Genomic DNA, 23,465 nt, shown 5'->3' on the forward strand with positions numbered 1-23,465 from the left:
GACGACGCCTTCGCCGTTCGAAGGGAGAAGTACGGCCGCCGAACACGTACTTTTCCCTTGGCCAGAACGAGGCGGAGTTTCTGTCGGTAGTGATCTCTATGGTCCCTGCCATGACGAGCTGGGACGAGATACGCGACCTCATCAGCGCCGGTGACGCGGACAAGCTGATCGAGCGGCTGATCACTCTGGACGACGCCGAGCGCAAGCTTGTCGCGGGTGAGCTGCGTGGCCACATCCCCGTGCTGAGCAGACACGCCGAGACCAAGCAGCAGGAGCGCTGGATGGAGGAGACCCGGCGTCGGGAGAAGGACCGGGACTACTGGATGCACTGGCGCGAGCCCGAGCACGAGCCCTGGCAGGACTGGGCCGACCTGTTACGTCTGGCAGGGGCCGGCACCCTCAGCGCGGTCACCGCGGTGGCCTCCTGGGTGACCCGCCGGGACCTCGCGATGTGGCGACCGTTCTCCGGCCGTACCGAGTTCGGCGATCCCGCGCCGGTCGTCCGGCTCCTCGACCACCGTCCTGCCGAGTGGCAGGCCGAGCTGGCCGTACGGCTCGCCGCCAAGGTCCGCGGTCCCGGCGACCCCGGAGTGGCCCTCGCGCTGGCGATGCTGCGGCACACCGGGGCACCACCGCCCGAGCACGACCCGCTGGTCGTGGCCTGGGCGGTCACCGGGGCTGCGGCCAAGTCCGACCCGCTGTTTCCCGCGCTGCTGCCCCGGCTCTTCGAGGCCGAAGGGGTCGGCCGGGCGTTGCAGTACGAGAAGGCCGATCCGATCTCGCCGTGGTTCAGCGCCATCCGCGCGGCGGGCGAGCGGGCAGTGCTGCTCGACGGCTGCGTGCGCCGGTTCCTGCGCGGTGGGACCGTACAGGACCTGCGCTTCTTCGCCCGCCTCCACGAACTCCTCGAACCCACCGCGGCCGAGATCGACGCCCGCCGCCGCGACTACCTGCGCCTGCTGCCCGCCGCACCGGGGCCGGTCGCCGAGCTGTCCCTGCGCCACCTGCGCCGGCTCGACGCGCACGATCCCGCCGACGTGGCCGAGGCGCTGGAAGGGCTGCTGTTCCGGGCCGAGGCCAAGCTCGTACGTTCCGGTCTGACCTGGTTCGACCAGACCGTACGCCAAGCGCCGGATCGAGCGGACGATCTGGTGGCCGCCCTGGTCACAGCCTTCCAGCACGAGGCGTACGACATCCAGGGCCGGGCCGTCCAGCTCGCGCTCAAGCACGCCGCCCGCTTCAGCCCGCTCGGCGCCGAGCAGATCAGGGACGCCATCCCCGTGCTGCCGCCCGCGCTGGGTGCCCGGCTGGTCGCGGTGTACGGCGGGCAGGCCGCCGTCGAGGAGCTCGGACCCGCCTTCACCCCGCCGCCGCTTCCCGAGCCGGTCCCGGTCCCGCCGTTCCCGGCCGCTCCGGAGACTCCGGCGGAGATGGAGGCGCTCGGCTGGACCTCCTGGCAATGGCACGAGGGTGAGCGCTGGCTGGCCGGATTCGTCAGGCTTGCCGCACGTGACCGGGACGGGTTGCGATCGGCGCTCGACGTGGCGTACGGCAGCATCTATCCGCAGCTGTTCGAAATGCGGCACTGGCTGTTGGAGAACTACTGGCGCGCCGCGATCGCCCGGGAGCTGGTCACGCCGGGGGCTGACCCGGGTGTCCCGGCCGAGCGGCCGGGACACCCGGCCGAGCGGCCCAGCCGGCGCGGAGGGCCGGCGTACGGGAGTGGGGGGATCTTCCGTGCCCTCCAGGTGGTCGCGCTCATGAGGTCCGTGGATGGTTCCGAGGTGCACGAGGGCGTTTCCGTGGCCCGGGTCGATGGCGAAGCGCACGAGTCATCACCGACGGCGTCCGGGCCGGTCCCCGAAACGCCGCGGGATCGGCTCCCCGACCCCCGGCAGGTCTCGGGCCTGGACATGCTCGTGCTGCGTCGTTTCGCGGAGGTGCTCGCTGCGCTCAAGGACGGCACGCTGCCGCCGGTGCTGCTGGCCACGCCCACTCACTCCACCGGGATGCTCGATCCCGAGGTCCTGGTCTCCCGGTTGGCGGAGTGTGAGGCGGCGCGGGCCGTACCCCTTCCTGCCGACCTGCGGCAGGCGCTGTTGCGGCTGCCGCGCGGTGCCCATCCGGAGGCGGCGTCCCGGGCGGCGCGGCTGACCTCCGAGGCGAGCCGGACGGTAGCGCGGCGGCTGGCCGACGGCGGTCTGCCCGACCCGGAGGTCGGGGTTCGGTGGAGCTACATGGACGACGCCAACTCCTACTACTTCGACGAGCGCCGGCCTAGCGGGCCCGGCCAGATCTGGCTGACCCCACAGCTGACGGCCGAGCCGACCGGGCTGGACCTGATCGACGAATTCATCCCCGAATCGCCGGTCGGGATTATCAACGAATACGGCCACTGCATGGGCTGGTGGCCGTCGGTCCTGCCCTCGCACCGGGAGGTCGTGGCGGTCAATCTGGTGCAACGCCTGCACTACCAGTGGGCTCGGGGCAGTACCTACCATGTCCACCCCGCCATGTTGGCCGCGGCCGACGGCCCCGCGGGTGTGGCCACCGCACTGGTGCTGGCGTACTTCCTGTCGCAGAATGACGCGGGCGCCGGGGCGTCGGTCTTGGTGACGATGGCGGCCCGCGGGGCTCTGCCGGCCGCCGAGCTGGGAGCTCAGCTCGGGATGCTCATCCGGTGGACGTGGGTGAAGCAACAGCACGTCCTGAACGCCCTCGAGGCCGCCGCCAACCGCGGTGCGCATCGCGAGGTGTGGGAGGTACTGCGGGCATTGCTCCCCGCCCTCCTGCCCGGCGCCGCCGGGACAGAGAAGCCTCGTGCGGGACTGGCCAAAGTGGTCGGCCTCGCCGTGACAGTGGCCCAGCAGGCCGCAGCCCGGGGAGCGATTCCCGAGGTCGAGGTGGTCGCCGGGCATGAGGGCGACAGCAAGTTCCGCATGGAGTGCCGCCGCCTGCACGCATACCTGATCCGTCCTTGACCGAACCGATCGGCGACGCCAAGACGTCTCAGCATTGTGAGACTTCGTCATATGGCCGCCATCGCCGCGATCGCGATCTGCGCGGCGGCCGTGCTGATCTCCCGGGCGACGAGTGGGTCGGTGACGGTGCCGACGGCGGGGCGCTCTGGGTGGGCAGCGCCGAGGAGCCCAACGGCTGCGTACGGACCACCAACGGCACGGTCGGCACCCGCTCGTACGTCGGCCTGAGCCTGACCGCGGCCTACCGCACGGGAACGTGGAGACTCCAGCGCCCCGACGACCCCTGCCGGGCCGCCGCGGACCGCCGGGGCCAGAACGAACGGATGGTCCCCGGCGAGCCCGTCTCGGTCCTGGTGTGCAGCCAGGCCACCTCGGCCAGCGAGCGTCCCCCGAGGTTGGAGTCCGACGGCCGGACGGCCAGGGCCTTGGCGGAGACGCTGAACTCCCTGGGCACCCGGCCGAGCAGGAACAGCTGCGTGCCGATCGCCGGGGCGGCCGACGAGAGGTTCTGGCTCGTCCCCGGCTAGGCGGGAAAACCAGGTGCGGCGCCCCGCGGGTCTGGAGTAGAAACGGCGTCATGGATGAGCAGCCCCTGCCGGGTGGCAGGCATGTCGGTGGAGTGCGCGTCGGTGAGACCGTTCACCGGCCCGCCAATCCGTGGACGCGCACCGTGCACACCGTGCTGGCTCATCTTGAGGCGGTCGGGTTCGAAGGGGCGCCTCGGGTGCTCGGGTTCGACGAGCAGGGGCGCGAGGTGCTGACCTTTCTGCACGGCGACACGATCGGGGAGCAGGCGCCCTGGCCCGCCTGGGCCTGGTCGGACAGTGCGCTCAAGCAGGTCGGGGCCTGGATGCGGCGGTTGCACGACGCGACGGCGACGTTCGTGCCCGAGCCCGGCGCGGTCTGGTTCATCGGGCGGCCGTGGCAGCCGGGGCTCGTCATCGGGCACCACGACGCCTCCCCTTACAACGCGGTGTGGCAGGGCGACGATCTGGTCGGGTTCGTCGACTGGGACACCGCCGGGCCGTCGTCGCGGGAGCGCGATCTGGCCTACTGCGCGTTGACCTGGGTTCCGCTGCACGCTCGGCGCGTCGTCACCGCGCAGGGGTTCACGGCGTTCGAGGATCGGTCCCGGCGGCTGCACCTGCTGCTCGACGCCTACGGCTATGAGGGTGACCGTACGGCGTTCGGCCCCGAGGTCGTCGATCGGGCGCGGGTGAACGCCCAGGTCATCCGGCGGCTCGCCGAGGGCGGTGAGCCGGTCCACCAGGCACTGCTGCCGTTCGCCGCCAACCTCGAACAGGCCGTGGTCGAGATCGAGGCGTTGCCGGAGAGCTTCTGGGTACGCGGCTGAGGAACCACACCCAGGAAGGCGTGACACTTTCGTGATCTAGCCCCTGGTGATATTGTCGTAAAGCGGGTTATATTAAATCTGAGGTCCAGCAGAGGGCTTCGTCTCGTGTTATCGAGGCGTGTCTCTGTCTGGGCTTTTTTTGGTTCTGGACGGGACCGCCTGCAGTGGATATGAGGAGCAGGAATGACCGTCCAGCAGGCTCAGGCCCAGGCACTCGTGCTCAACGAGATGACTCCCGAACAACTTCTGGTCCAGATGGTCAAGCCGGAGACCTCCGAGCTCGACCAGGTACGGATCCGCGAGCGGCTCGTGGCGATGCACGAGTGGCTGGCGAACGACATCACCCGCCGCTACCGCTACCGCGGCGAGCCCGTCGAGGACCTGCGCCAAGCCGCCTACGTCGGCCTCATGAAGGCCATCAACGGGTTCGACGCCTCCCTTGGCCACGACTTCCGCGGCTACGCGGTCGTCACCATGACCGGTGAGGTCAAGCGCCACTTCAGGGACCGTACGTGGGCCATCCGGGTGCCGCGCGTCTACCAGGAGCGCCGCTCCGAGCTCAACAAGCTCGTGTCGGACCTCAGCCAGACCCTCGGCCGCGCGCCGACAGTCGCCGAGCTGGCCGAGAAGATGAAGATCTCCCAGGAGGACGTGCTGCTCACGATGGACGCCTCGGCGGCCTACAGCACGCTGTCGCTCGACGCCCCGACGGGTGTCGACGATGATTCCGCGAGCCTCGGTGACGTCATCCCCGAGCACGACGAATCGCTGGACTCCCTGGTCGACAAGCACGCCGTCAAGCCGCTCATCGACGCGCTGCCCGTACGGGAGAAGAAGATCCTGCTGCTGCGCTTCTACGGCAACCTGACGCAGGCCGAGATCGCCGCCGAGTTCGGGATCTCGCAGATGCACGTCTCGCGCATCCTGCGCAAGGTGCTCGACGACCTGCGCAAGGGCCTGTCGGACTGAACGCCGGGCAGACGGCGAGTCACCGCAACTCGACACCGATGAGGCACGTGTCGTCGTCGGTGTCCGAGTTGCAGTGCGTGAGCAGGTAATCCAGCCGCTGGTCGAGCGTCGGAGCGGCATGCCCGGCGATGACGAGCAACTGGTTCTGGGCATGCTGGAGCGCCCGGTCCCGGCGTTCGATGAGCCCGTCGGTGTACATCAGCAGGGTGTCCTGCGCTTCGAGCTGCAGCTGCCCCTCCTCGTACGCCGCCTCGGACACCGCACCGAGCAGCAGCCCCCCGACCATCGGCAGCTCCGACGCGCTCGTCCCCCGGACCAGGAGGGGCGGCAGGTGCCCCGCGCGGGCCCAGCGCAGGATCCGGGTCTGCGGATCGTACAGGCCGCAGACCGCGGTGGCGGTCACGCTGTCGGTCAGGTGATGGGCGACCAGGTTGAGCCAGGTCAGTAGCTGGGCGGGTCCGGCGCCGGTGGCGGCCAGGCCGCGCAGGGCGTTGCGCAGCACGACCATGCCGGTGGCCGCCTGGATGCCGTGCCCGGCCACGTCGCCCACCGACAGGAGCACCTGCTTGGACGGCAGCACGACGGCGTCGTACCAGTCGCCGCCGACCAGGTGGTCCTCCTCGGCCGGGCGGTAGCGGACGGCGATCCGCAGGCCGAAAGCGTCCGTCGTCTCGCGCGTCGGCGGCATGATGGCCCGCTGCAGTTGCAGGGCCAGGCGGTTGCGCTCGGCGGTCTGCTGCTCGCTGTGGGCGAGCTGGTCGCGGGTCGCGGCAAGCGCGACCTCGGTCCAGTGCTGCGAGGAAATGTCCTGATAAGCGCCGCGGACGGCCAGCAGCCGGTCGTCGGCCCCGAAAACCGGCTCCGCCACCACGCGGATGTGCCGGGCGATCCCGTCGGGCCGCTGGAGCCGGAACGCGGTGGAAGCCGACCGCCGATGGTGCAGCACGGTGCGCAGGAACCGGCCGATGCCGACCTCGTCGTCGGAATGGGCGTGCTCGCGCAGCCGTTCCAGGGGGATCGGCTGGTCGGCGGGGGACATGCCGTACAGGGCGAAGAGCTGGTCGTTCCAGGTGACCTCGCCGGTGAGCGCGTTCTCCTCGAAGCCGCCGATGCGGCCCAGTCGCTGGGCGTGCTGCAGGATGCCGGCCAGCCGCGACCCTTCGTCGTGCGCGCGCCAGATCAGCAGCACGCTGTCGCCGTGGCGGGTCACGCTGACGGCGGCCTCGGTGGTCAGCCGCACCTCGTCGAGCAGGGTGGTGAGGGCCATGCGCTCGGTGCGGAACGGCTCGCCGGTCGCGTGTACGTGCTCGACCTTGGCGAACAGGCCGCCGCCCTCGGCCACCAGCGGGTACGCCTCCAGCAGCAGGGCCCCGTCGACCTGGTGGCGCGGGCGCCCGGCCGGGTCGGTGAACCGCTCGTTGGTGTGCACGATGCGGAAGTCGGTCAGCCTGCCACCGGAGTCGAGATGCGGGCACAGCACCAGGGCGGGGTCCGGCAGCGCGTCGGCCAGATTGACCAGCTCGGAGAAGGCCGGGTTGAACGGCGCGCGTCCGGGCGGGTCGCACGGCGCGGGTTCGGACGGGGCCGCCCCCAGGGTGTGCGCGCACAGGTCCGCCAGCGCCTCGATCTGCCGCTCTATCTGCGGCGGCTGCGGCGCCAGGTCATGCGGCCAGCCGATCTCCAGGACGCCCAGGATGCGCCCGCCCGTGCCCGCGGGCACCGCCACCCGCCCGCCTTCCACCTGCCGGTGGCCGATGGTGGGCAGGCCGACCTCGCGCAGCGCCGGGAACCAGACGGTACAGCGCTCCGTGAGAGCCTGGCGAGCCGGAGTGACCACGCCGGGCGGGACGTAACGCCACCGCATGGCCTCCTCGGCGCTGAGCCCCGCGTACCCGGCCAGGGTGAGCGAGGCGTCGGGGCCGGCGGCCCACACGGCGACCGCCGTCGCGCCGAGCGGCACCAGCGCGTGCTCCAGCAGCGACTCGGCGACCGCCTGCGTGTCGGTCGCGTCGAGCACGCCGCTCTCGGCCGCGCGCAGCCGGACGGAAACGGAGTGGCGATGTCCGTCGTGGTCCGATCTCGCCGAGCGCAGGAACTCGCGGGCCGTCTCGCTGATGCGGTCCTGCGCGGCCTGGTCGATGATGTCGGAGGCCAGCTCCAGCTGCGACAGCCCGGACTGCTCCGCGAGCGTGGCGAGCTGGCGGGCCGCCTGGGCGGGGCCGCAGCGCAGCCGCTCGACCAGGATGCCCTTGGCCAGCTCGATCAGGGCGCGCCCGTCGGCGGCCAGGTGGGCGTCCTGGATCTGCCTGCGCATCCGCTCGATCGTGGCGGCCAGCCGGCCGACGTTCGCGTCACCGGCCGGCGCCTCGGCACTGGTACCAGCCGCCGTGGCATCGCCTGCCGGCAGGGCGGCGCCGGGCTGCTGTGATGGCTGCAACGTACGACTCCTCGGGGTGGACGAGGTGGAGGGGGGACTGCGCGCTAGGAGTTCATCCAGCGCTGGATCACCTCGATGAGATGGTCGGAGTCGACCGGCTTGGTGACGTAGTCACTCGCTCCCGCCGCGAGTGACTTCTCCTGGTCGCCCGGCATGGCCTTGGCCGTGACCGCGATGATGGGCAGGCTGACGTACCGGGGCATGGCCCGGATCGCCTCCGTGGCGGCGTAGCCGTCCATCTCCGGCATCATCACATCCATCAGGATGAGGTCGGTCTCCGGGTGGGCGACGAGCGTGTCGATGCCCTTGCGGCCGTTGTCCGCGTGCAGCACGTGCATGCCGTGGATCTCCAGCATGCTGGTGAGCGCGAACAGGTTCCTGGCGTCGTCGTCGACCACCAGCACCGTACGCCCCGCCAGCGTGTCGTCGACCTCGCGCCCGGCGGGCGCGCCCAGCTCGCCGTGCCGGACCAGGGGGAGCACGTCGCCCGGCTGGTCGGCGGTCAGGTGCAGGGCGATGCGCTCGCGCAGCTCGTCGAGGCTGGACAGCAGCTCCAGCGGCCGGTTGCCGGCGCGGTCCTGCAGGGTCGCTTCCTGCTGCGGGTTCGTGCGCCAGTTGTTGTAGGCCAGGACCGGCACCTGCTGGAGCGCCGGATCGCCGTCCATGGCCGCCAGCAGCCCGTACGCGGCCCTGTGGGGCATGTCGATGTCGAGGACGATGCAGTGGCACGGCTCGGCGGCGAGCGTGGCGGCGGCCTCCTCCGCGCCGGCGGCGGTGACCACCTCGATGCTCCCGTTGAGGTTGGCCAGGTCGCGGGTGTCGGCCAGGTCGGCCACGACGCTCTCCGCGACCAGGGACAGCAGCCCGCGCTGCCGCTCCTCGATGACCAGGAGCCGCCGCTGCTGCGGCGCCACCGGAATGGACGGCGCGAGCTGCCTGGTGGCGGACTGGTGCGGCATGGACCTGGCGGACGGACGGTCCTCGAAGTCGGGGCGCGCGACCGGCAGGTAGAAGGTGAAGACGCTGCCCTGCCCGGGGATGCTCTGCGCGGTGATGGCGCCGCCGAGCAGGTAGGCGATCTCGCGGCTGATCGACAGGCCCAGCCCGGTGCCGCCGTACTTGCGGCTGGTGGTGCCGTCGGCCTGCTGGAACGCGCCGAAGATGGCTTCCAGTTGCTGCTCGGGGATGCCGATGCCGGTGTCGATGACCCGCAGGGCGACGGCCGAGCCGTGCGGGCGCGCGGGCACGGGCAGCTCGGCCGGATTGGCCGGTTCGATCCGCAGCTCGACGCTGCCCGTCTCGGTGAACTTGACCGCGTTGGACAGCAGGTTGCGCAGCACCTGGCGGAGTCGCGAGTCGTCGGTGAGCAGGTCGGACGGCACCCCCGGAGCCGTGGTGATCACGAACTCCAGGCTCTTCTGCGTGGTCATCGGCCGGAAGGTGGCCTCGACGTAGTCGAGGAGCTGGCGCAGCGACACGCGTTCGGGGTTGATGTCCATCTTGCCGGCCTCGACCTTGGACAGGTCGAGGATGTCGTTGATCAGCTGCAGCAGGTCGGAGCCGGCCGAATGGATGATGCCCGCGTACTCGACCTGCTTGGCCGTGAGGTTGCGGGTGTGGTTCTGGGCGAGCAACTGGGCCAGGATGAGCAGGGAGTTGAGCGGGGTGCGCAGCTCGTGGCTCATGTTGGCCAGGAACTCACTCTTGTACTTGGAGGCCAGCGAGAGCTGCTGGGCCCGGTCCTCCAGCTCCTGCCTGGCCTGCTCGATCTCGAGGTTCTTGGTCTCGATGTCGCGGTTTTGAGTGGCCAGCAGTGTCGCCTTCTCCTCCAGCTCCGCGTTGGAGCGCTGGAGCTCCTCCTGCTGGCTCTGCAGCTCCGCCGAGCGGGTCTGCAGCTCGACGGTGAGCCGCTGCGACTCCACGAGCAGCTCGTCGGTGCGGGCGTTGGCGACGATGGTGTTGAGGTTGACGCCGATGGTCTCCATCAACTGGTCGAGGAACGCGCGGTGTACCGGGGTGAAGGCGTAGACCGAGGCCAGCTCGATGACGCCGAGCACCTGCTCCTCGGCCACGATCGGCAGCACGACCACCGAGACCGGGGCCGTCTGGCCGAGCCCGGAGGAGACGGTGATGTAGTCGGCCGGGATGTCGGTCATGGCGATGGTCTTGTGGGTGCGCGCCGCCTGGCCGACCAGCGACTCGCCGAGGCGGAACCGGGTCGGCCGATCGGGGTCGGCGGCGAAGCCGTACGCGCTGATGAGCTGCAGCTCGTTCTCCTCCGCCAGGAAGAACGCGCCGTACTGAGCCGCGACCAGGGGCGCCAGCTCGTCCATCACCAGGATGGCGACCGTGGTCAGATCGCGATGCCCCTGCATCAGCCCGGAGACGCGGGCCAGGTTGGACTTGAGCCAGTCCTGGTCCTCGTTGGCCCTGGTGGTCTCGCGTAGCGACTCCACCATCGAGTTGATGTTGTCCTTGAGGTCGGCGAGCTCCCCTTCCGCGTCCACGGTGATGGAGCGGGTCAGGTCGCCCGAGGTGACCGCGCTGGTCACCGCCGCGATGGCGCGGACCTGGCGGGTGAGGTTGCCGGCCAGCTCGTTGACGTTCTCCGTCAGCCGCTTCCAGGTGCCGGAGACGCCTTCGACCTCGGCCTGGCCGCCCAGGCGCCCTTCGCTGCCGACCTCGCGGGCGACCCTGGTGACCTCCGCGGCGAAGGAGGAAAGCTGGTCGACCATCGTGTTGATGGTGGTCTTCAGCTCCAGGATCTCGCCGCGGGCGTCGACGTCGATCTTGCGGGTCAGGTCACCCCTGGCCACGGCCGTGGTGACCTGGGCGATGCTGCGTACCTGGTTGGTCAGGTTGTCGGCCATCGAGTTGACGTTGTCGGTGAGGTTCTTCCAGGTGCCGGCCACGTTCGGCACCCGGGCCTGGCCGCCGAGCTGGCCTTCGGTGCCGACCTCGCGGGCGACTCTGGTGACCTCGTCGGCGAACGCGGACAGGGTGTCGACCATCGTGTTGATGGTCTCGGCGAGCGCGGCGACCTCGCCCTTGGCCTCGACGGTGATCTTCTGTGACAGGTCGCCCTTGGCCACCGCGGTGGCGACCTGGGCGATGCTGCGTACCTGGCTGGTGAGGTTGGAGGCCATGACGTTGACGTTGTCGGTCAGGTCCTTCCAGGTGCCCGACACGCCGCGCACCGTGCCCTGGCCGCCCAGGTTGCCCTCGGTGCCGACCTCGCGGGCCACCCGGGTCACCTCGTCGGCGAACGCGGAGAGCTGGTCGACCATCGTGTTGATGGTCTCCTTGAGCTCCAGGATCTCGCCGCGGGCGTCCACCCGGATCTTCTGTGACAGGTCGCCCTTGGCCACCGCCGTGGTGACCTCGGCGATGCTGCGTACCTGGGCGGTGAGGTTGTCGGCCATGACGTTGACCGACTCCGTGAGGTCCTTCCAGGTGCCGGAGACGCCCTTGACGTCGGCCTGGCCGCCGAGCCGGCCGTCGGTGCCGACCTCGCGGGCGACTCTGGTGACCTCGTCGGCGAAGGAGGAGAGCTGGTCGACCATCGTGTTGAGGGTGTTCTTGAGCTCGAGGATCTCGCCCCGCGCCGAGACGGTGATCTTCTGCGACAGGTCGCCGCGCGCCACCGCGGTGGCCACCTGCGAGATGTTGCGGACCTGGGCGGTGAGGTTGCCCGCCATGAAGTTCACCGAGTCGGTCAGGTCGCGCCAGGTGCCCGCCACGCCCTTGACGTCGGCCTGGCCGCCCAGCTCACCCTCGGTGCCGACCTCGCGGGCGACTCTGGTGACCTCGTCGGCGAAGGAGGAGAGCTGGTCGACCATCGTGTTGACGGTGTTCTTGAGCTCCAGGATCTCGCCGCGGGCGGCCACGGTGATCTTCTGTGACAGGTCGCCCCTGGCCACCGCCGTGGTGACCTGGGCGATGCTGCGTACCTGGTCGGTGAGGTTGCCGGCCATGGCGTTGACGGACTCCGTGAGGTCCTTCCAGGTGCCGGACACGGCCGGCACCTCGGCCTGGCCGCCGAGTCGTCCTTCGGTGCCGACCTCGCGCGAGACCCGGGTCACCTCGGAGGTGAACAGCGAGAGCTGGTCGACCATGCCGTTGAAGACGGAGGCGATCTCCCCGAGCAGTCCGTCGGCGTCGTCCGGCAGCCGGGTGCCGAAGTCGCCGTCGCGGACCGCGGTCAACCCGGCCAGTAGCTGTCGGAGCTCTGGCTCGCCGACTCCGCCGACGTCACGGGTCCGCTTGGCCCGCTCGGACGAACGTGAGGCCCCCGCCGTGTCGCTCATGTTCACCCTGGCTCCGATCTTCGATAGTCAAAGCTTCACCAGGGAGGATAGCCAAGCGCCCATGCCTGTCGCGCCAACTGTCGAGTTGCGGTCAAGCCACAGTAGGGAAAGGAGGTAGAAGGTCAGGATTTGCGGCCGACGGCGCCGTACTGCGACACCTCCTGGCCGGCGTACTGGGTGGTCGGTTCGGGGCGCCATTTCGGCAGCGACACCATGCCCGGCTCGACCAGGTCCATCCCCTTGTAGAACCCCATGAGCTGGTCGGGCGTGCGGATGGTGATGGGCGTGGCGCCGCTCTCGTTCCAGATGGCCGCGGCCTGGTCCATGGCCGGGGTGCTCACGCTGGAGGCGACGGTCAGGTGGCTGCCCGAGGGGAGTGCCTCCATCAGTTCGGAGACGACCGTGTACGCCTGCTCGTCGTCGGGCACGAACTCCAGCACGCCCAGCAGCATGAGCCCGACCGGCCGCGTGAAGTCCAGCGACTCGGCGGCCTGCCGCAGGATCGTCGCGGGGTCGCGCAGGTCGGCGTCGATGTACATGGTCGAGCCCTCGGGGGTGCCGCGCAGCAGGGCGCGGGCGTGGGCGAGGACGATCGGGTCGTTGTCGACGTACACGATGCGCGCGTCGGGCGCGGCGGCCTGGGCCACCTCGTGGGTGTTGTCGGCCGACGGGATGCCGGTGCCGATGTCGAGGAACTGGCGCACGCCCGCCTCGACGACCAGGTGCCGCACCACGCGGGCCAGGAACTCCCGCTCGGCGCGGGCGATGATGGCCAGCTCCGGCATGACCTTGAGGATCTGCTGGCCCATCTCGCGGTCGGCGGCGTAGTGGTCCTTGCCGCCCAGCCAGTAGTCGAAGACGCGGGCCGGATGGGCCACCGAGGTGTCTATGCGGCTGAGCTGTTCCATCACGTCGTCGTTCGCGTCCTCGGTCATCAGGCGCCCCCGGATCGTCGCAGCAGAGGAAAGTTCTTGTCGCGTCAGAGCCTAAAGCCCCTCGGGGGTGTCGAATGTGCGAATCGCGACTTGTGATCGTTTGTCGTGATACTTGACATCGATCGAGGGGCGCCAGGACACTCTCCTGCACCACTGGACAGATATTCTGTAAACGTTTACAGGGAGCGGACCGATGCCCTTACCTCGATGGAGCGGCGTCGGTGCGCTCGTGTCCCTCGCCCTCGTCGTCCTGCTGGCCGTACCGGGAGAGGCGCGCGTGTCCGCGGGCCGGGCCGGGACGATCACCGCGGCGTCCGCGCCCTCGGCGGCGCTGGGGGAGAACATCGCCTACAACCTCTACCTGCCGTACGGGTACGCCAAGGGCGCCGACCGCTATCCGGTGCTGTACCTGCTGCACGGCCGGGGCGACACCATGCAGGCGTGGACCCGCGTCAAGGACACGCTCGACGCGATGATCAGGACGCGCCGGATCCCGCCGCTCATCGCGGTCATGCCCGACGCGCCGTGGAACGAGCGCGGAAGCTGGTACGTGGACTCCCGCTACACCGGCTCCGACCTGCCCGGACGGCCGGTCGAGACCGCGCTGACCCGCGACCTGGTCGCCCACGTGGACGCGACGTACCGTACGGCGGCCATCCGCCAGGCTCGCATGGTCGGCGGCTACAGCATGGGCGGCTCGGGCGCGCTGCGCTTCGCGCTGGCCCACCAGGACCTGTTCGGCAGCGCCATCGTGCTCAGCCCGGCCGTCTACACGCCGCTGCCGCCGTCCGACTCCTCCGCCCGCGACTACGGCGCCTACGGCCAGGGCGGCGAGAAGTTCGCCGACGCCGTGTACCAGGAGCTGAACTACCCCGCCCTGCTCCCCAAGCTGGACCGGGACCTGCCCGTACGGCTGTTCGTGGCCGTCGGCGACGACGAGTACGCCAACCCTGACCCGGCCGACGCCCACCACGACCTCGACTTCGAGTCCGCCGCCCTCTACAACGCGGCCAGGCGGTCGCCCGCGGTCTCGGCGCAGTTCCGCGTCCTCGACGGCGGCCACGACTGGACCGTCTGGACGCCCGCGTTCGAACAGGCGATGGCCGAACTGGGCCCGGCGCTGAGCGTCACGCCGCCGGCCGGGCTGCCCGCGCCGCTGTACGGCACGGCCGCCCAGGACTGGGCCGGTGGCGTCGCGGCCCACGCCGACGGCTCGCTGACCACCGGCTTCGCGGCGAGCGGGCCCGTCGGCGGTCAGCCGTACGCGGGACGCCTCGACGCGGTGCTGGTCCGCGGCGGGGCGAACGGCTGGACCAGGCAGCTCGGCACCGCCGCCGACGAGCGGTTGTACGGCGTCGCGGTGCTGCCCGACGGCGGCGTGCTCGCGGCCGGTTACACCAAGGGCGACCTGGACGGCCACCACGCGGGCAATGCCACGGACGACGCGTTCGTGGTCCGGCTCGACGCGAAGGGCGAGGTGCGCTGGCTCACCCAGTTCGGCGCGCCCGGCGTGGCGGACCGCCTCTATGGGCTGTCCGCCGCCCCCGACGGCGGCGCCTATGTCGCCGGATACACCAAGGGCGCGCTCGACGGGGCCAACCGCGGGGACAAGGACGCGCTGGTCGCCCGTCTCTCCGCCGACGGCGCGGTCTCCTGGGTCCGCCAGTACGGCGGGGTGGGGGAGGACAAGGCGTACGGTGTGGCCTCTTCCGGGACGAACCTCTACGTGACGGGCAGCGCCACCGCCGCCCTGCCGGGGACGACCGCGCTCGGCGGGCTCGACGGCTGGCTCGCCGGCTACGACCTGAACGGCACCCGGCAGTGGGCCACCTCGGTGGGCGGCGCCGGAGACGACCGGCTGAACGCGGTGGCCGTCACCACGGCGGGCCTCGCGGTCGCCACCGGGGGCGTCGGCGGCGACCTGGTCGCGGCGGCGTACACGGGCACGGGCAAGCAGCGCTGGCAGGCCACCGTCGCCACCCCGGCCGCCGACGAAGGCGCCGCGGTGGTGCCGCTACCCGGCGGCGCGGTCTCGCTGGCTGGCTACACCCGGGGTCAGGTGGGCGTGGTCGCGGGCGCGGCCGACATCCTGACGGTCCGACTCGACGCCAAGGGCAAGCAACAGACCGCCGCCCAGCTCGGCACCGCCCGCGACGACGGCGTCGACCCCTTCGCCGAGGTCAACCTGTACGCCACCGCCACCCCATCGGGCGATCTGGCCATCTCGGGCCTGACCTACGGCACCCCGACGGGAGGCGAGGCACCGGGCAACGGCGACGTCTTCACCACCACGGTCGACCCGACCACCGGCCTGCCCACCACGAAGAGCTGACCCCGCCTGGCGCGCGCTTGGAGAGGTGCGCGCCGGTGAGGTCAGCCCGGTTTGAGGAGGCCTGCGTCGACGATGGCCCGGCCGAAGGGGCGGGCCAGTTCGGCCAGGCGTTCGCAGCCGTCCTCGCCCAGAGCCGAGTACGCGGGCAGGGCCAGCGCGTCGGTGCGGTCCTCGATGTGCTGGCGCAGGGACTTGCCCTCGGCGCTGAGCAGGTCGCCGTCGAGGAGGCCGCGTTCGCGTAGACGCTCCTCGGCGGCCGCCCACTCCGGCTCCGGCCAGGCCCGGCTCAGCTTGAGGAAGGGCGTCGGGACCTCCCCGGTGCCGGCGTGCAGCACGAGCGCGTCCAGCGGGCCGACGCCCTCGGTAAGCAGCATGCCGATGTGCCCGTCGCCGCGGAACTCGCGCAGCAGCGTCTGCGCGTGCCAGAGCTGGAGCAGCGGATCGTCCGGCCAGGCCAGCGCGGCGTGGGCGGCGAACAGCGGGCGCCCCTGCGGGTGCTCGCAGGCCGCCTCGGCGGCGCGCCGGGCCAGCGCGAGAACCGCGTCCAGCTCGGGCAGCTCGTGGATGCCCGCCCGGCGCAGCGCTTCACCAGCCGCCTCGTACCGCGCGGCCAGGAGCTGCTCGGGCGTCGCGTGGTCCCACGCGGCGGGCAGCGCCTGCCGTACGAGAGCGGGGTGGAAGTTGTAGAAGGTCGCGATGACCAGCTCGGCGGAGGCGCGGCCGAGCGCCGCCGAGCGCGAGGCGAAGTAACCGGCCCGGCTGTTCAGCCCCAGCGCGGCGTACCGCTTCCGGCCCTCGGGGACGAAGTAGATCATGCCGTGCACCGGCTCCAGGCGCCGCCAGGCCTGTCGTGCCGCCTTCATGCCAGCGACTCCACGAATCGGGCCATCCCGGCCAGCCACCGGTCGGGGTCGTCGGCTTTCCGGCGGGCGAAGTCGGCCACCTCGGGGTGCGGGAAGATGTGGAACCGCTCCGCTGCCAGCCCCTCGACCACCGTGGCGGCCACGTCGGCCGGGTCGAGTATCGCCCCGGACGCGCCGACCGCGCGGGCCGTCAGATGGTCCTCCGCGACGCCGCGCTCCAGCATGGCCGTCCGTACGCCCTGCGGGCACAGCACGCTGACCTTGACACCTTTGGGCGCGTAGTGGATCGAGACCCACTCGGCGAAGGCGATGGCCGCCGCCTTGGTCACGGCGTAGGGGGCGTCGCCGGGGCAGCTGATCAGCCCGGCCGCCGAGCAGGTGTTGAGCAGGTAGCCGCTGCCCCGCGAGACCATGAGGGGCACGACCGCCCGCGCGGCGTACACGTGGGCCTGCACGTTGACCGCCCACAGACTGCTCCAGTCCTGTGCGGTGGCGTCCAGTCCGCGCCCGGCGATGACGCCCGCGTTGGAGCAGAACAGGTCGGGCGGCCCGAAGGGCGTCTCGGTCAGCGCGGCCACCTCGGCCTCCACCGACACGTCGGCCCGCACGGCCACGGCCCGGTCGCCGATCTCCTTGGCCACCCCGGCCGCGCCCGCCTCGTCGAGGTCGGCGACGACCACTCCGGACGCCCCTTCCTCGGCGAACCTGAGCGCCATGGCGCGGCCGATCCCACTCGCCGCGCCCGTGACGACGACGACTTTGTCCCGCACCCGCATGAAGACACCTTCCTAACCGACCAGCCGGTATCCAGAACGTAGTTCTACTACCGGTGGCGCGTCAACGTGCCGATGGCGCGTTTGAGGATCTTGCCCGTGGGGCTCATAGGCAACTCATCGGTGAACGAGACGTGCCGGGGGTACTTGTAGGCGGCCACCCGCTCCTTGACGAAGGCCTGCAACTCGTCGGCCTCGACCGGCGCGCGCAACGCCACCACGGCCGCGATCTCCTCCCCGAGCTCCGGGTGCGGGACCCCGATGACGGCGGCCTGCCGCACGGCGGGATGCTCGTACAGGACCTCCTCCACCTCGCGCGGGTACACCGTGTACCCACCGCGGATGATCACGTCGCGGCGGCGGTCGACCAGGAAGAAGAACCCGTCGTCGTCGACCCGCCCGAGGTCGCCGGTGTGGAACCAGCCGTCGCGGATCGCCTCCGCCGTGGCGGCGGGGTTGTTCCAGTAGCCCTTCATCACGTTGGGGCCCCGGATGACGATCTCGCCGATGTGGCCGGTCGGCACGTCGCCGTCGTCCTCGTCGACCACCTTCATCTCGACGTCCTTGATCGGCCGGCCGATCGACCCGGGCCTGGTGCCGTGGCGGCCGCGGTTGGACGAGGCGACGGGCGAGGTCTCGCTGAGCCCGTACCCCTCCACGATCGAGCAGCCGAACCGCGTCTGAAAGGCCCGCAGCACGTCGAGCGGGAGCGCCGCCCCGCCGGAGACCAGGATGCGCAGCAACGACATGTCGGAGGCGCCCGGATGGTCGAGCAGCGCGATGTACATGGTCGGCACGCCCTGGAAGACCGTGACGCCGTCGCGCCGGATGACCTCCAGCGCCCGGCCCGCCTCGAAGCGCCGCAGCAGCGTGAGGCGCGCGCCGGCCTGGACGGTGGCGTTGAGCGAGCAGGTCTGCCCGAACGCGTGGTAGAGCGGCAGCGCCCCGAGCACGACGTCGTCCACCCCGAGCGCGTGCATGCGGGCGACGGCCGCGGCGTTGCCGCCGAGGTTGCCGTGGGTCAGTTCGATGCCCTTGGCCCGGCCGGTCGTGCCGGAGGTGTAGTGGATGACCGCCGTCTCGCCGTCCGCGCGCGGGGCGACGTCGAGGTCGGCCGCCAGGCCGCGCAGCAGCCGCTGGAACTCGCCGGGGACGACGAAGAAGCAGTCGGTCAGGGTGCCCGCGGTGCCCGCCTCGGCGGTCTCCGCGAAGGCGTGCCAGGCGATCAGCAGGCAGGCTCCGCAGTCACCGACGTACGCGGCGATCTCCCGCCTGCGCAGCAGCGGATCGAGCGGGACGACCACCGCCCCCATCCGCAGCACCCCGTAGTAGACGACGGCGAACTCGGGGACGTTCGGCAGCATGACCGCGACCCGGTCGCCCGCGCCGATCCCGCGTCGCCGCAGCAGCGCGGCGACGCGGGCGCTCAACAGGTCGAGCGCGCCATAGGTGAGCGCCTCTTCGTCGAGCGTGACAACCGTCCTCCCGCCGAGCCGATCGGCGGCGGTGTGGAGCCGGTCAGCGAGGTTCATGGAAACGACCGTACGTCGGCGCTCCCTCGCCTCTCATCGGTTGCGGTGGCCAGTCTTTGCCGCCCGGGATTGGTAGTGGGCGGCTGATTGGTGGTGGGCGGCAGGGAGTCGTGCAGGGCGATCGCCACGAGCAGATCGAGCAGGTCGCTGATCCGGCGCAGGCTGCGCCCGGTGCGCTCCTGGATGCGGCGCAGGCGGTATTGGGCGGTGTTGGGATGGATCTGCAGCCGCTCGGCGGAGGCACGCAGGTTCAGGTCGGCGGCGGCGAAGGCGCGGATCGTGGCGGTGAGCACGCCGCCGCGCGCCCGGTCCTCCGACAGGAGCGCGGTGATCCGCGGATCCACCAGGTGGCGGGCGGTGTCGTCGGCTCTCATCGCCAGGTACTGGAACGGCGAGAGCCGCGGGAGCGCGGCCACCCCGCCGTCCTCCGGCAGGAACTCCATGACGGTCCGGGCCTCGTCGTAGGCACGCGGGATGCCGGCCGTCCCGGCGACGACCGTGCTGATGCCCATGGCCAGCACGATTCCCTCGCCCATGAGGTTCTCGCGTACGGCCTGCAGCCGGTCGCACAGCTCCGCGGGATCGCCGCCGGGGCCGAGCGCGGGGATGGCGACGATCTCCGCCTGCCGCACGACCGACAGCGTCCGTGTGCCGTTCGCCCCGGCCCTGGAGATGGCCGCGCAGGTCACGTGCCGCGCGTCGACGCCGCGGTCGGGGCCCGTGGTGACCGGGTTCCCGCCGGTCACGGCGCCGAGCGCGCGCGGCCCGAGCAGGACCGCGACCACCACGAGCAGCGGCGCGCGGGTGTCGGGCCCGAGGCCGTACGCCTGGGCCGCGGCGAGCTGCCTGCTGCGCGTGGGGGCGCCGCCGGTCAGCAGAGTCTCCAGCAGGTCCCGGCTCTCGCGTACGGCGTCCGCCGCGGCGTAGTGCTGGAACTCCATGTACGCGTTGGCCGCGTGCGTGCTGGCGAAGTCGCAGAAGCGCATGATCGGGGCCGCCAGCGAGAGCGCGGCCTCGTGGCCGGCGGCCGAGTGGCCGGCCCGCGCCAGCACCGACCCCCAGAAGACCTGCTGGCCGACGCGGAAGGCGTTGATGTAGTCGGTCAGGGCGACCCCGGCCCTGGCCCGCCGCATGGCGGCCCGGCGCGCGAAGGCGATGTCGTCGAGCGTGACCGTGCGGTCTTCGAGCATCACGGCCAGCGTGCTGCGGTAGTGGCGGACCACTTGGTCGCGTACGTCGGCGAGGAAGTTCTCGTCCTGGGCCGCGTAGGCGGGGATCTCGGCCCGCATCGTCTGGACGGCTGTGTCGGCCAGTTCGGCTAGGTGATCGAGAAGCTCGGAGAGGATACGCGTGCGCTGGACGCGGACCGTCTCCGAACCGGTGAGCGTTTCCGTGCTGAAACCACCGGACATGTCGGGATGATCCATGCACTTCGCCGGGCGGTCAACGGGTCGTAACCGGTCCGAGACACACCCTGTGCCCGGCGGACAACAGCCAGGACACATCTTGGGTGACCGTGCCCAATGTGGTTTCGGACAGGTGGCTCCTACGCTTTCAGAACATTGCTCTCCGCTCGCCGTCAGCAGGAGGCCGGATGCTGGAGGTAAGCGAGCTCACGGTCCGCTTCGGAGGCATCACGGCGCTCGACGGTGTGGGCTTCTCCGTACGGCGCGGCGAGATGGTGGGGCTCATCGGGCCGAACGGCGCGGGCAAGACCACGCTGTTCAACTGCCTGACCCGCCGCCACGACGCCGACGCGGGCCGGGTCGCGTACGAGGGGCGGGACCTGCTCGCCGTACCACCGCACGCGATCGCGGCCCTGGGCATCGCGCGGACCTTCCAGAACCTCGGCCTGTTCCCGCGCCTGTCGGTCCGCGACAACACGCTGGTCGGCGCGCACCACCGCGGCCGGGCCGGCTTCGTCACCGCGGGCCTGCGCCTGCCCGGCGTGCGCCGGGAGGAGGCCAGACTGCGTGCCGAGGCCGACGCGGTGCTCGACCGGCTCACGCTGGCCGAGGTCGCCGACCACCCGGCCGCCGGGCTGCCGTTCGGCACGCTCAAGCGGGTGGAACTGGCCAGGGCGCTGGTCGGCCGCCCTGAGCTGCTGCTGCTCGACGAGCCCGTGAACGGGCTCAGCTCGGCGGAGGTGGCGGAGTTCTCCGGCGTCCTGCGCGCGATCCGCGACGAGTACGACCTGACGATGGTCGTGGTCGAGCACCACATGGGCTTCGTCATGGGGATCTGCGACCGGATCGTCTGCCTGGACTTCGGCCGCAAGATCGCCGAAGGCGCCCCGGCGGAGGTCCAGCGCGATCCCGGGGTCATCGAGGCGTACCTGGGGACGGCGCATGAGTGAGCTGGTGGTCACGGACCTGGTCGCCGGATATGGCGACGCCCGGGTGCTGCACGGGCTGAGCTTCATCGTCGCCCCGGGGGAGATCTGCGCGATACTCGGGCCGAACGGCGCCGGCAAGACCACCCTGCTGCGGGCGCTGTCCGGCATGGTGCGCGGGCGCGGCAGCGTCCGGCTCGGCGGGACCGAGCTGACCGGCCGGTCGCCGGACGCGATCGCCCGGCGCGGCGTCGCCCACGTGCCGGAGGGGCGCGGCACGTTCATGCCGCTCACCGTCGAGGAGAACCTGCGCCTGGGCGCGTACGTACGGCGGCGCAGGACCGGCGTGGACGCCGACCTCGACCGCATCTACACCTATTTCCCGGCGCTGAAGTCCAGGCTGCGGCAGACGGCGGGCAGCCTCAGCGGCGGCGAGCAGCGGATGCTGGCCATCGGCCGGGCACTCATGCTGCGCCCCCGGCTGCTCCTGCTGGACGAGCCGTCCCTGGGCCTGGCCCCGCTGATCACCCGGGAGCTGTTCCGCATCGTGCGGGCGATAAACGAACAGGAGCGGACCACCGTGGTCGTCGTCGAGCAGAACGCCCATCTCGCCCTCGGCATCGCCCAGCAGGCGCATGTCCTGGAGACCGGCCGGATCGTGCTGTCGGGCACGGCCGAGCAGATCAGGGCGGACGAGCAGGTCGCCCAGTCCTACCTCGGATACCGGGTCTAGCCATGGCCGGCTTCCTGCAGCAGGTCGTCGAGGGGCTCGGCGCGGGCGCCATCTACGCCAGCCTGGCTCTGGCCCTGGTGCTGATCTACCAGTTCACCGGCATCGTCAACTTCGCCCAGGGCGAGCTGGCGATGTTCTCCACCTACCTCGCCTGGCAGTTCACGGCCGCCGGCCTGCCGTTCTGGCTGGCGCTGGTCATCACGCTGGTGGTGTCGTTCGCGGGTGGCATGCTCATCGAACGGGTGATCATCCGGCCGGTCGAAGGCGCTCCCGAGCTGACCGTGGTGATCGTCACCGTCGGGCTGTTCATCTTCGTGAACGCCGCCGCCGGGTGGATCTGGTCGTTCCTCATCAAGGACTTCCCCAACCCGTTCCCCGAGGGCGCGCTCACGGCCGGGGGCGTCAGCGTCGGGTACTCGACGCTGGGCATCCTCGGTGTGGTCGGCGTGGTCATGGGCCTGCTGTACCTGCTCTTCCAGCACACCAAGATCGGGCTGGGCATGCGCGCGGTGGCGTCGAACCCGGGCTCCGCCCGGCTCGTCGGCATCCGGGTGGGCTGGACGCTCGCGCTCGGCTGGGGGCTGGCCGCCACGGTGGGCGCGGTGTCCGGCGTCCTGGTGGCGCCGCTGCTCTTCCTGGACCCCAACCTGATGGGCGGGGTGCTCATCTACGCGTTCGCGGCGGCGACGCTCGGCGGGTTCGACAGCCCGGTGGGCGCGGTCGTGGGCGGCCTGATCGTCGGCGTGGCCGAGACGCTCGCCGGGGCGTACGTCGGCTTCATCGGATCGGATCTGAAGATCGGGGTGCCGCTGGTCATCATCCTCGTCGTCCTGCTGCTGCGGCCCCGGGGCTTGTTCGGCCGAGCGGTGGTGGAGCGGGTATGAGCGAGTCGGCGGAGGCGACCGGTTCGCCGGTCACGAAGGAGTCCGGCGGCCGGGCCGCCAGGCGGTGGCGGGTCCCGGTGCACTGGCGCCCGCTCGTCATCGCGGCGCTGCTCGTGCTGGCCTGCTCCGCGCCCTTCCAACTGGTGCCGTTCCGGGTCTTCCAGTTCACCATGGTGCTGATCTACGCGGTGGCGCTGCTCGGGCTGAACCTGCTCGTCGGGCACGCGGGCCAGATCTCGCTCGGGCACGGCGCCTTCTTCGCCGTCGGCGCCTACAGCGCGGCCATCATGCTGCACGCCTGGGACGCGCCCTACCCGGCCACGCTGCCGGTCGCCGCCGCGGTGGCGTTCACGCTGGGGCTGGCGCTCGGCGTGCCCGCCGTCCGGCTGCGCGGCCTCTACCTGGCCCTGGTGACGATGGCCATCGCGATCTTCCTGGGGCCGCTGCTCAAACGGTTCGAATCGGTCACTGGCGGGCCGATGGGGCTGACGCTCGCCAAGCCGGAGCCGCCCGCGTGGACGGGACTGGCCGAGGACCAGTGGCTGTACTTCCTCACGCTGGCCGTGGCCGTCGTGGCGTTCCTGGTGACCGGCAGCCTGCTGCGTTCGCGGGTCGGCCGGGCGCTGCACGCCATCCGGGACGACCAGGCGGCGGCCGAGGTCATGGGCGTGCGGCTGTCGTTCTACAAGACGCTCTCCTTCGCCTGGAGCGCGATGCTCGCCGGGATCGCGGGCTGCCTCTACACGTGGGTGATCGGGTACGTCTCGCCGGACTCGTTCGGCGTCACGCTCTCGATCACGCTGCTGGCGGGCCTCGTCGTGGGCGGCCTCGGCTCGTTCTGGGGGCCACTGCTGGGCGGGTTGTTCGTGATGTTCGTGCCGAGCATCTCCCAGAGCGTCAACGACGCCGCGCCCGGCGTCGTCTTCGGCCTGCTCATCATCGCGGTCATGTACGTCGCCCCGACCGGCCTGGCCGGGCTGGCGGGCCGCGCGGCGTACTCGATCAAGAAGACCCTCCGGAAGGAGTAACAGGC

General features: G+C 71.3%; 16 protein-coding genes. 9 read left to right on the plus strand and 7 right to left on the minus strand.

Annotated features, from left to right (window positions below; translation table 11 throughout):
* Positions 1-110 precede the first annotated feature (110 nt).
* The 4 genes from KLK06_RS03870 to KLK06_RS03885 all read left to right on the plus strand — a co-directional run bounded on the left by KLK06_RS03870 (position 111) and on the right by KLK06_RS03885 (position 5,304).
* A complete protein-coding gene (locus KLK06_RS03870; RefSeq protein ID WP_214633855.1) occupies positions 111-2,981 on the plus strand; it encodes a DUF6493 family protein in 2,871 nt (956 codons plus the stop codon).
* The gene (locus tag KLK06_RS03875) at positions 2,978-3,508 is read left to right on the plus strand and encodes a hypothetical protein (RefSeq protein ID WP_214633856.1); all 531 of its coding nucleotides are present in this window, start codon (positions 2,978-2,980) and stop codon (positions 3,506-3,508) included. Before KLK06_RS03870 ends, KLK06_RS03875 begins: the two co-directional genes overlap by 4 nt.
* A 50-nt stretch (positions 3,509-3,558) precedes the next feature.
* Positions 3,559-4,335, plus strand: a complete 777-nt coding sequence (locus KLK06_RS03880; protein WP_214633857.1) for a phosphotransferase — start codon at positions 3,559-3,561, stop codon at positions 4,333-4,335.
* A gap of 183 nt (positions 4,336-4,518) precedes the next feature.
* Complete coding sequence (locus KLK06_RS03885) at positions 4,519-5,304, plus strand: SigB/SigF/SigG family RNA polymerase sigma factor (RefSeq protein WP_214633858.1); 786 nt, start codon at positions 4,519-4,521, stop codon at positions 5,302-5,304.
* 19 nt (positions 5,305-5,323) lie between these two features.
* On the opposite strand, the gene KLK06_RS03890 is transcribed toward KLK06_RS03885, so the two are convergent.
* The 3 genes from KLK06_RS03890 to KLK06_RS03900 form a co-directional block, all read right to left on the minus strand.
* Positions 5,324-7,741, minus strand: a complete 2,418-nt coding sequence (locus KLK06_RS03890) for a SpoIIE family protein phosphatase (protein ID WP_250904773.1) — start codon at positions 7,739-7,741, stop codon at positions 5,324-5,326.
* Between the two features lie 44 nt (positions 7,742-7,785).
* Positions 7,786-12,048, minus strand: a complete 4,263-nt coding sequence (locus KLK06_RS03895) for a HAMP domain-containing protein (protein WP_214633859.1) — start codon at positions 12,046-12,048, stop codon at positions 7,786-7,788.
* 122 nt (positions 12,049-12,170) lie between these two features.
* Positions 12,171-12,983 (minus strand): SAM-dependent methyltransferase, encoded by an 813-nt coding sequence (locus KLK06_RS03900; RefSeq protein ID WP_214633860.1) that lies wholly within the window; start codon positions 12,981-12,983, stop codon positions 12,171-12,173.
* Between the two features lie 193 nt (positions 12,984-13,176).
* On the opposite strand from KLK06_RS03900, the gene KLK06_RS03905 reads away from it, so the two are divergent.
* Complete coding sequence (locus tag KLK06_RS03905) at positions 13,177-15,315, plus strand: alpha/beta hydrolase-fold protein (protein WP_214633861.1); 2,139 nt, start codon at positions 13,177-13,179, stop codon at positions 15,313-15,315.
* A gap of 41 nt (positions 15,316-15,356) precedes the next feature.
* On the opposite strand, the gene KLK06_RS03910 is transcribed toward KLK06_RS03905, so the two are convergent.
* Genes KLK06_RS03910 through KLK06_RS03925 form a run of 4 tightly spaced genes read right to left on the minus strand, consistent with a single transcriptional unit; the run spans position 15,357 to position 19,895 of the window.
* Positions 15,357-16,178, minus strand: a complete 822-nt coding sequence (locus KLK06_RS03910; protein ID WP_214633862.1) for a hypothetical protein — start codon at positions 16,176-16,178, stop codon at positions 15,357-15,359.
* The gene (locus KLK06_RS03915) at positions 16,175-16,954 is read right to left on the minus strand and encodes an SDR family oxidoreductase (RefSeq protein WP_214633863.1); all 780 of its coding nucleotides are present in this window, start codon (positions 16,952-16,954) and stop codon (positions 16,175-16,177) included. Before KLK06_RS03915 ends, KLK06_RS03910 begins: the two co-directional genes overlap by 4 nt.
* Positions 16,955-17,001: 47 nt before the next feature.
* Positions 17,002-18,483, minus strand: coding sequence for a long-chain fatty acid--CoA ligase (locus tag KLK06_RS03920; RefSeq protein ID WP_214633864.1), 1,482 nt, complete (start codon positions 18,481-18,483; stop codon positions 17,002-17,004).
* Positions 18,480-19,895: a CdaR family transcriptional regulator gene (locus tag KLK06_RS03925; protein ID WP_214633865.1), complete on the minus strand. Its 1,416-nt coding sequence runs from the start codon at positions 19,893-19,895 to the stop codon at positions 18,480-18,482. The genes KLK06_RS03920 and KLK06_RS03925 overlap by 4 nt, the downstream gene beginning before the upstream one ends.
* Positions 19,896-20,077: 182 nt before the next feature.
* Between KLK06_RS03925 and KLK06_RS03930 the strand changes: the two genes are divergently transcribed.
* From KLK06_RS03930 to KLK06_RS03945, 4 genes are read left to right on the plus strand one after another with little or no spacing between them, the layout of a single operon-like run.
* The gene (locus KLK06_RS03930; protein ID WP_214633866.1) at positions 20,078-20,839 is read left to right on the plus strand and encodes an ABC transporter ATP-binding protein; all 762 of its coding nucleotides are present in this window, start codon (positions 20,078-20,080) and stop codon (positions 20,837-20,839) included.
* Complete coding sequence (locus KLK06_RS03935; protein WP_214633867.1) at positions 20,832-21,548, plus strand: ABC transporter ATP-binding protein; 717 nt, start codon at positions 20,832-20,834, stop codon at positions 21,546-21,548. Before KLK06_RS03930 ends, KLK06_RS03935 begins: the two co-directional genes overlap by 8 nt.
* 2 nt (positions 21,549-21,550) lie before the next feature.
* A complete protein-coding gene (locus tag KLK06_RS03940) occupies positions 21,551-22,432 on the plus strand; it encodes a branched-chain amino acid ABC transporter permease (protein ID WP_214633868.1) in 882 nt (293 codons plus the stop codon).
* A complete protein-coding gene (locus tag KLK06_RS03945) occupies positions 22,429-23,460 on the plus strand; it encodes a branched-chain amino acid ABC transporter permease (RefSeq protein ID WP_214633869.1) in 1,032 nt (343 codons plus the stop codon). Before KLK06_RS03940 ends, KLK06_RS03945 begins: the two co-directional genes overlap by 4 nt.
* The last annotated feature ends 5 nt before the right edge of the window (positions 23,461-23,465 follow it).

This window comes from Nonomuraea sp. NEAU-A123 (genome assembly GCF_018603905.1).
Classification (GTDB): Bacteria; Actinomycetota; Actinomycetes; order Streptosporangiales; family Streptosporangiaceae; genus Nonomuraea.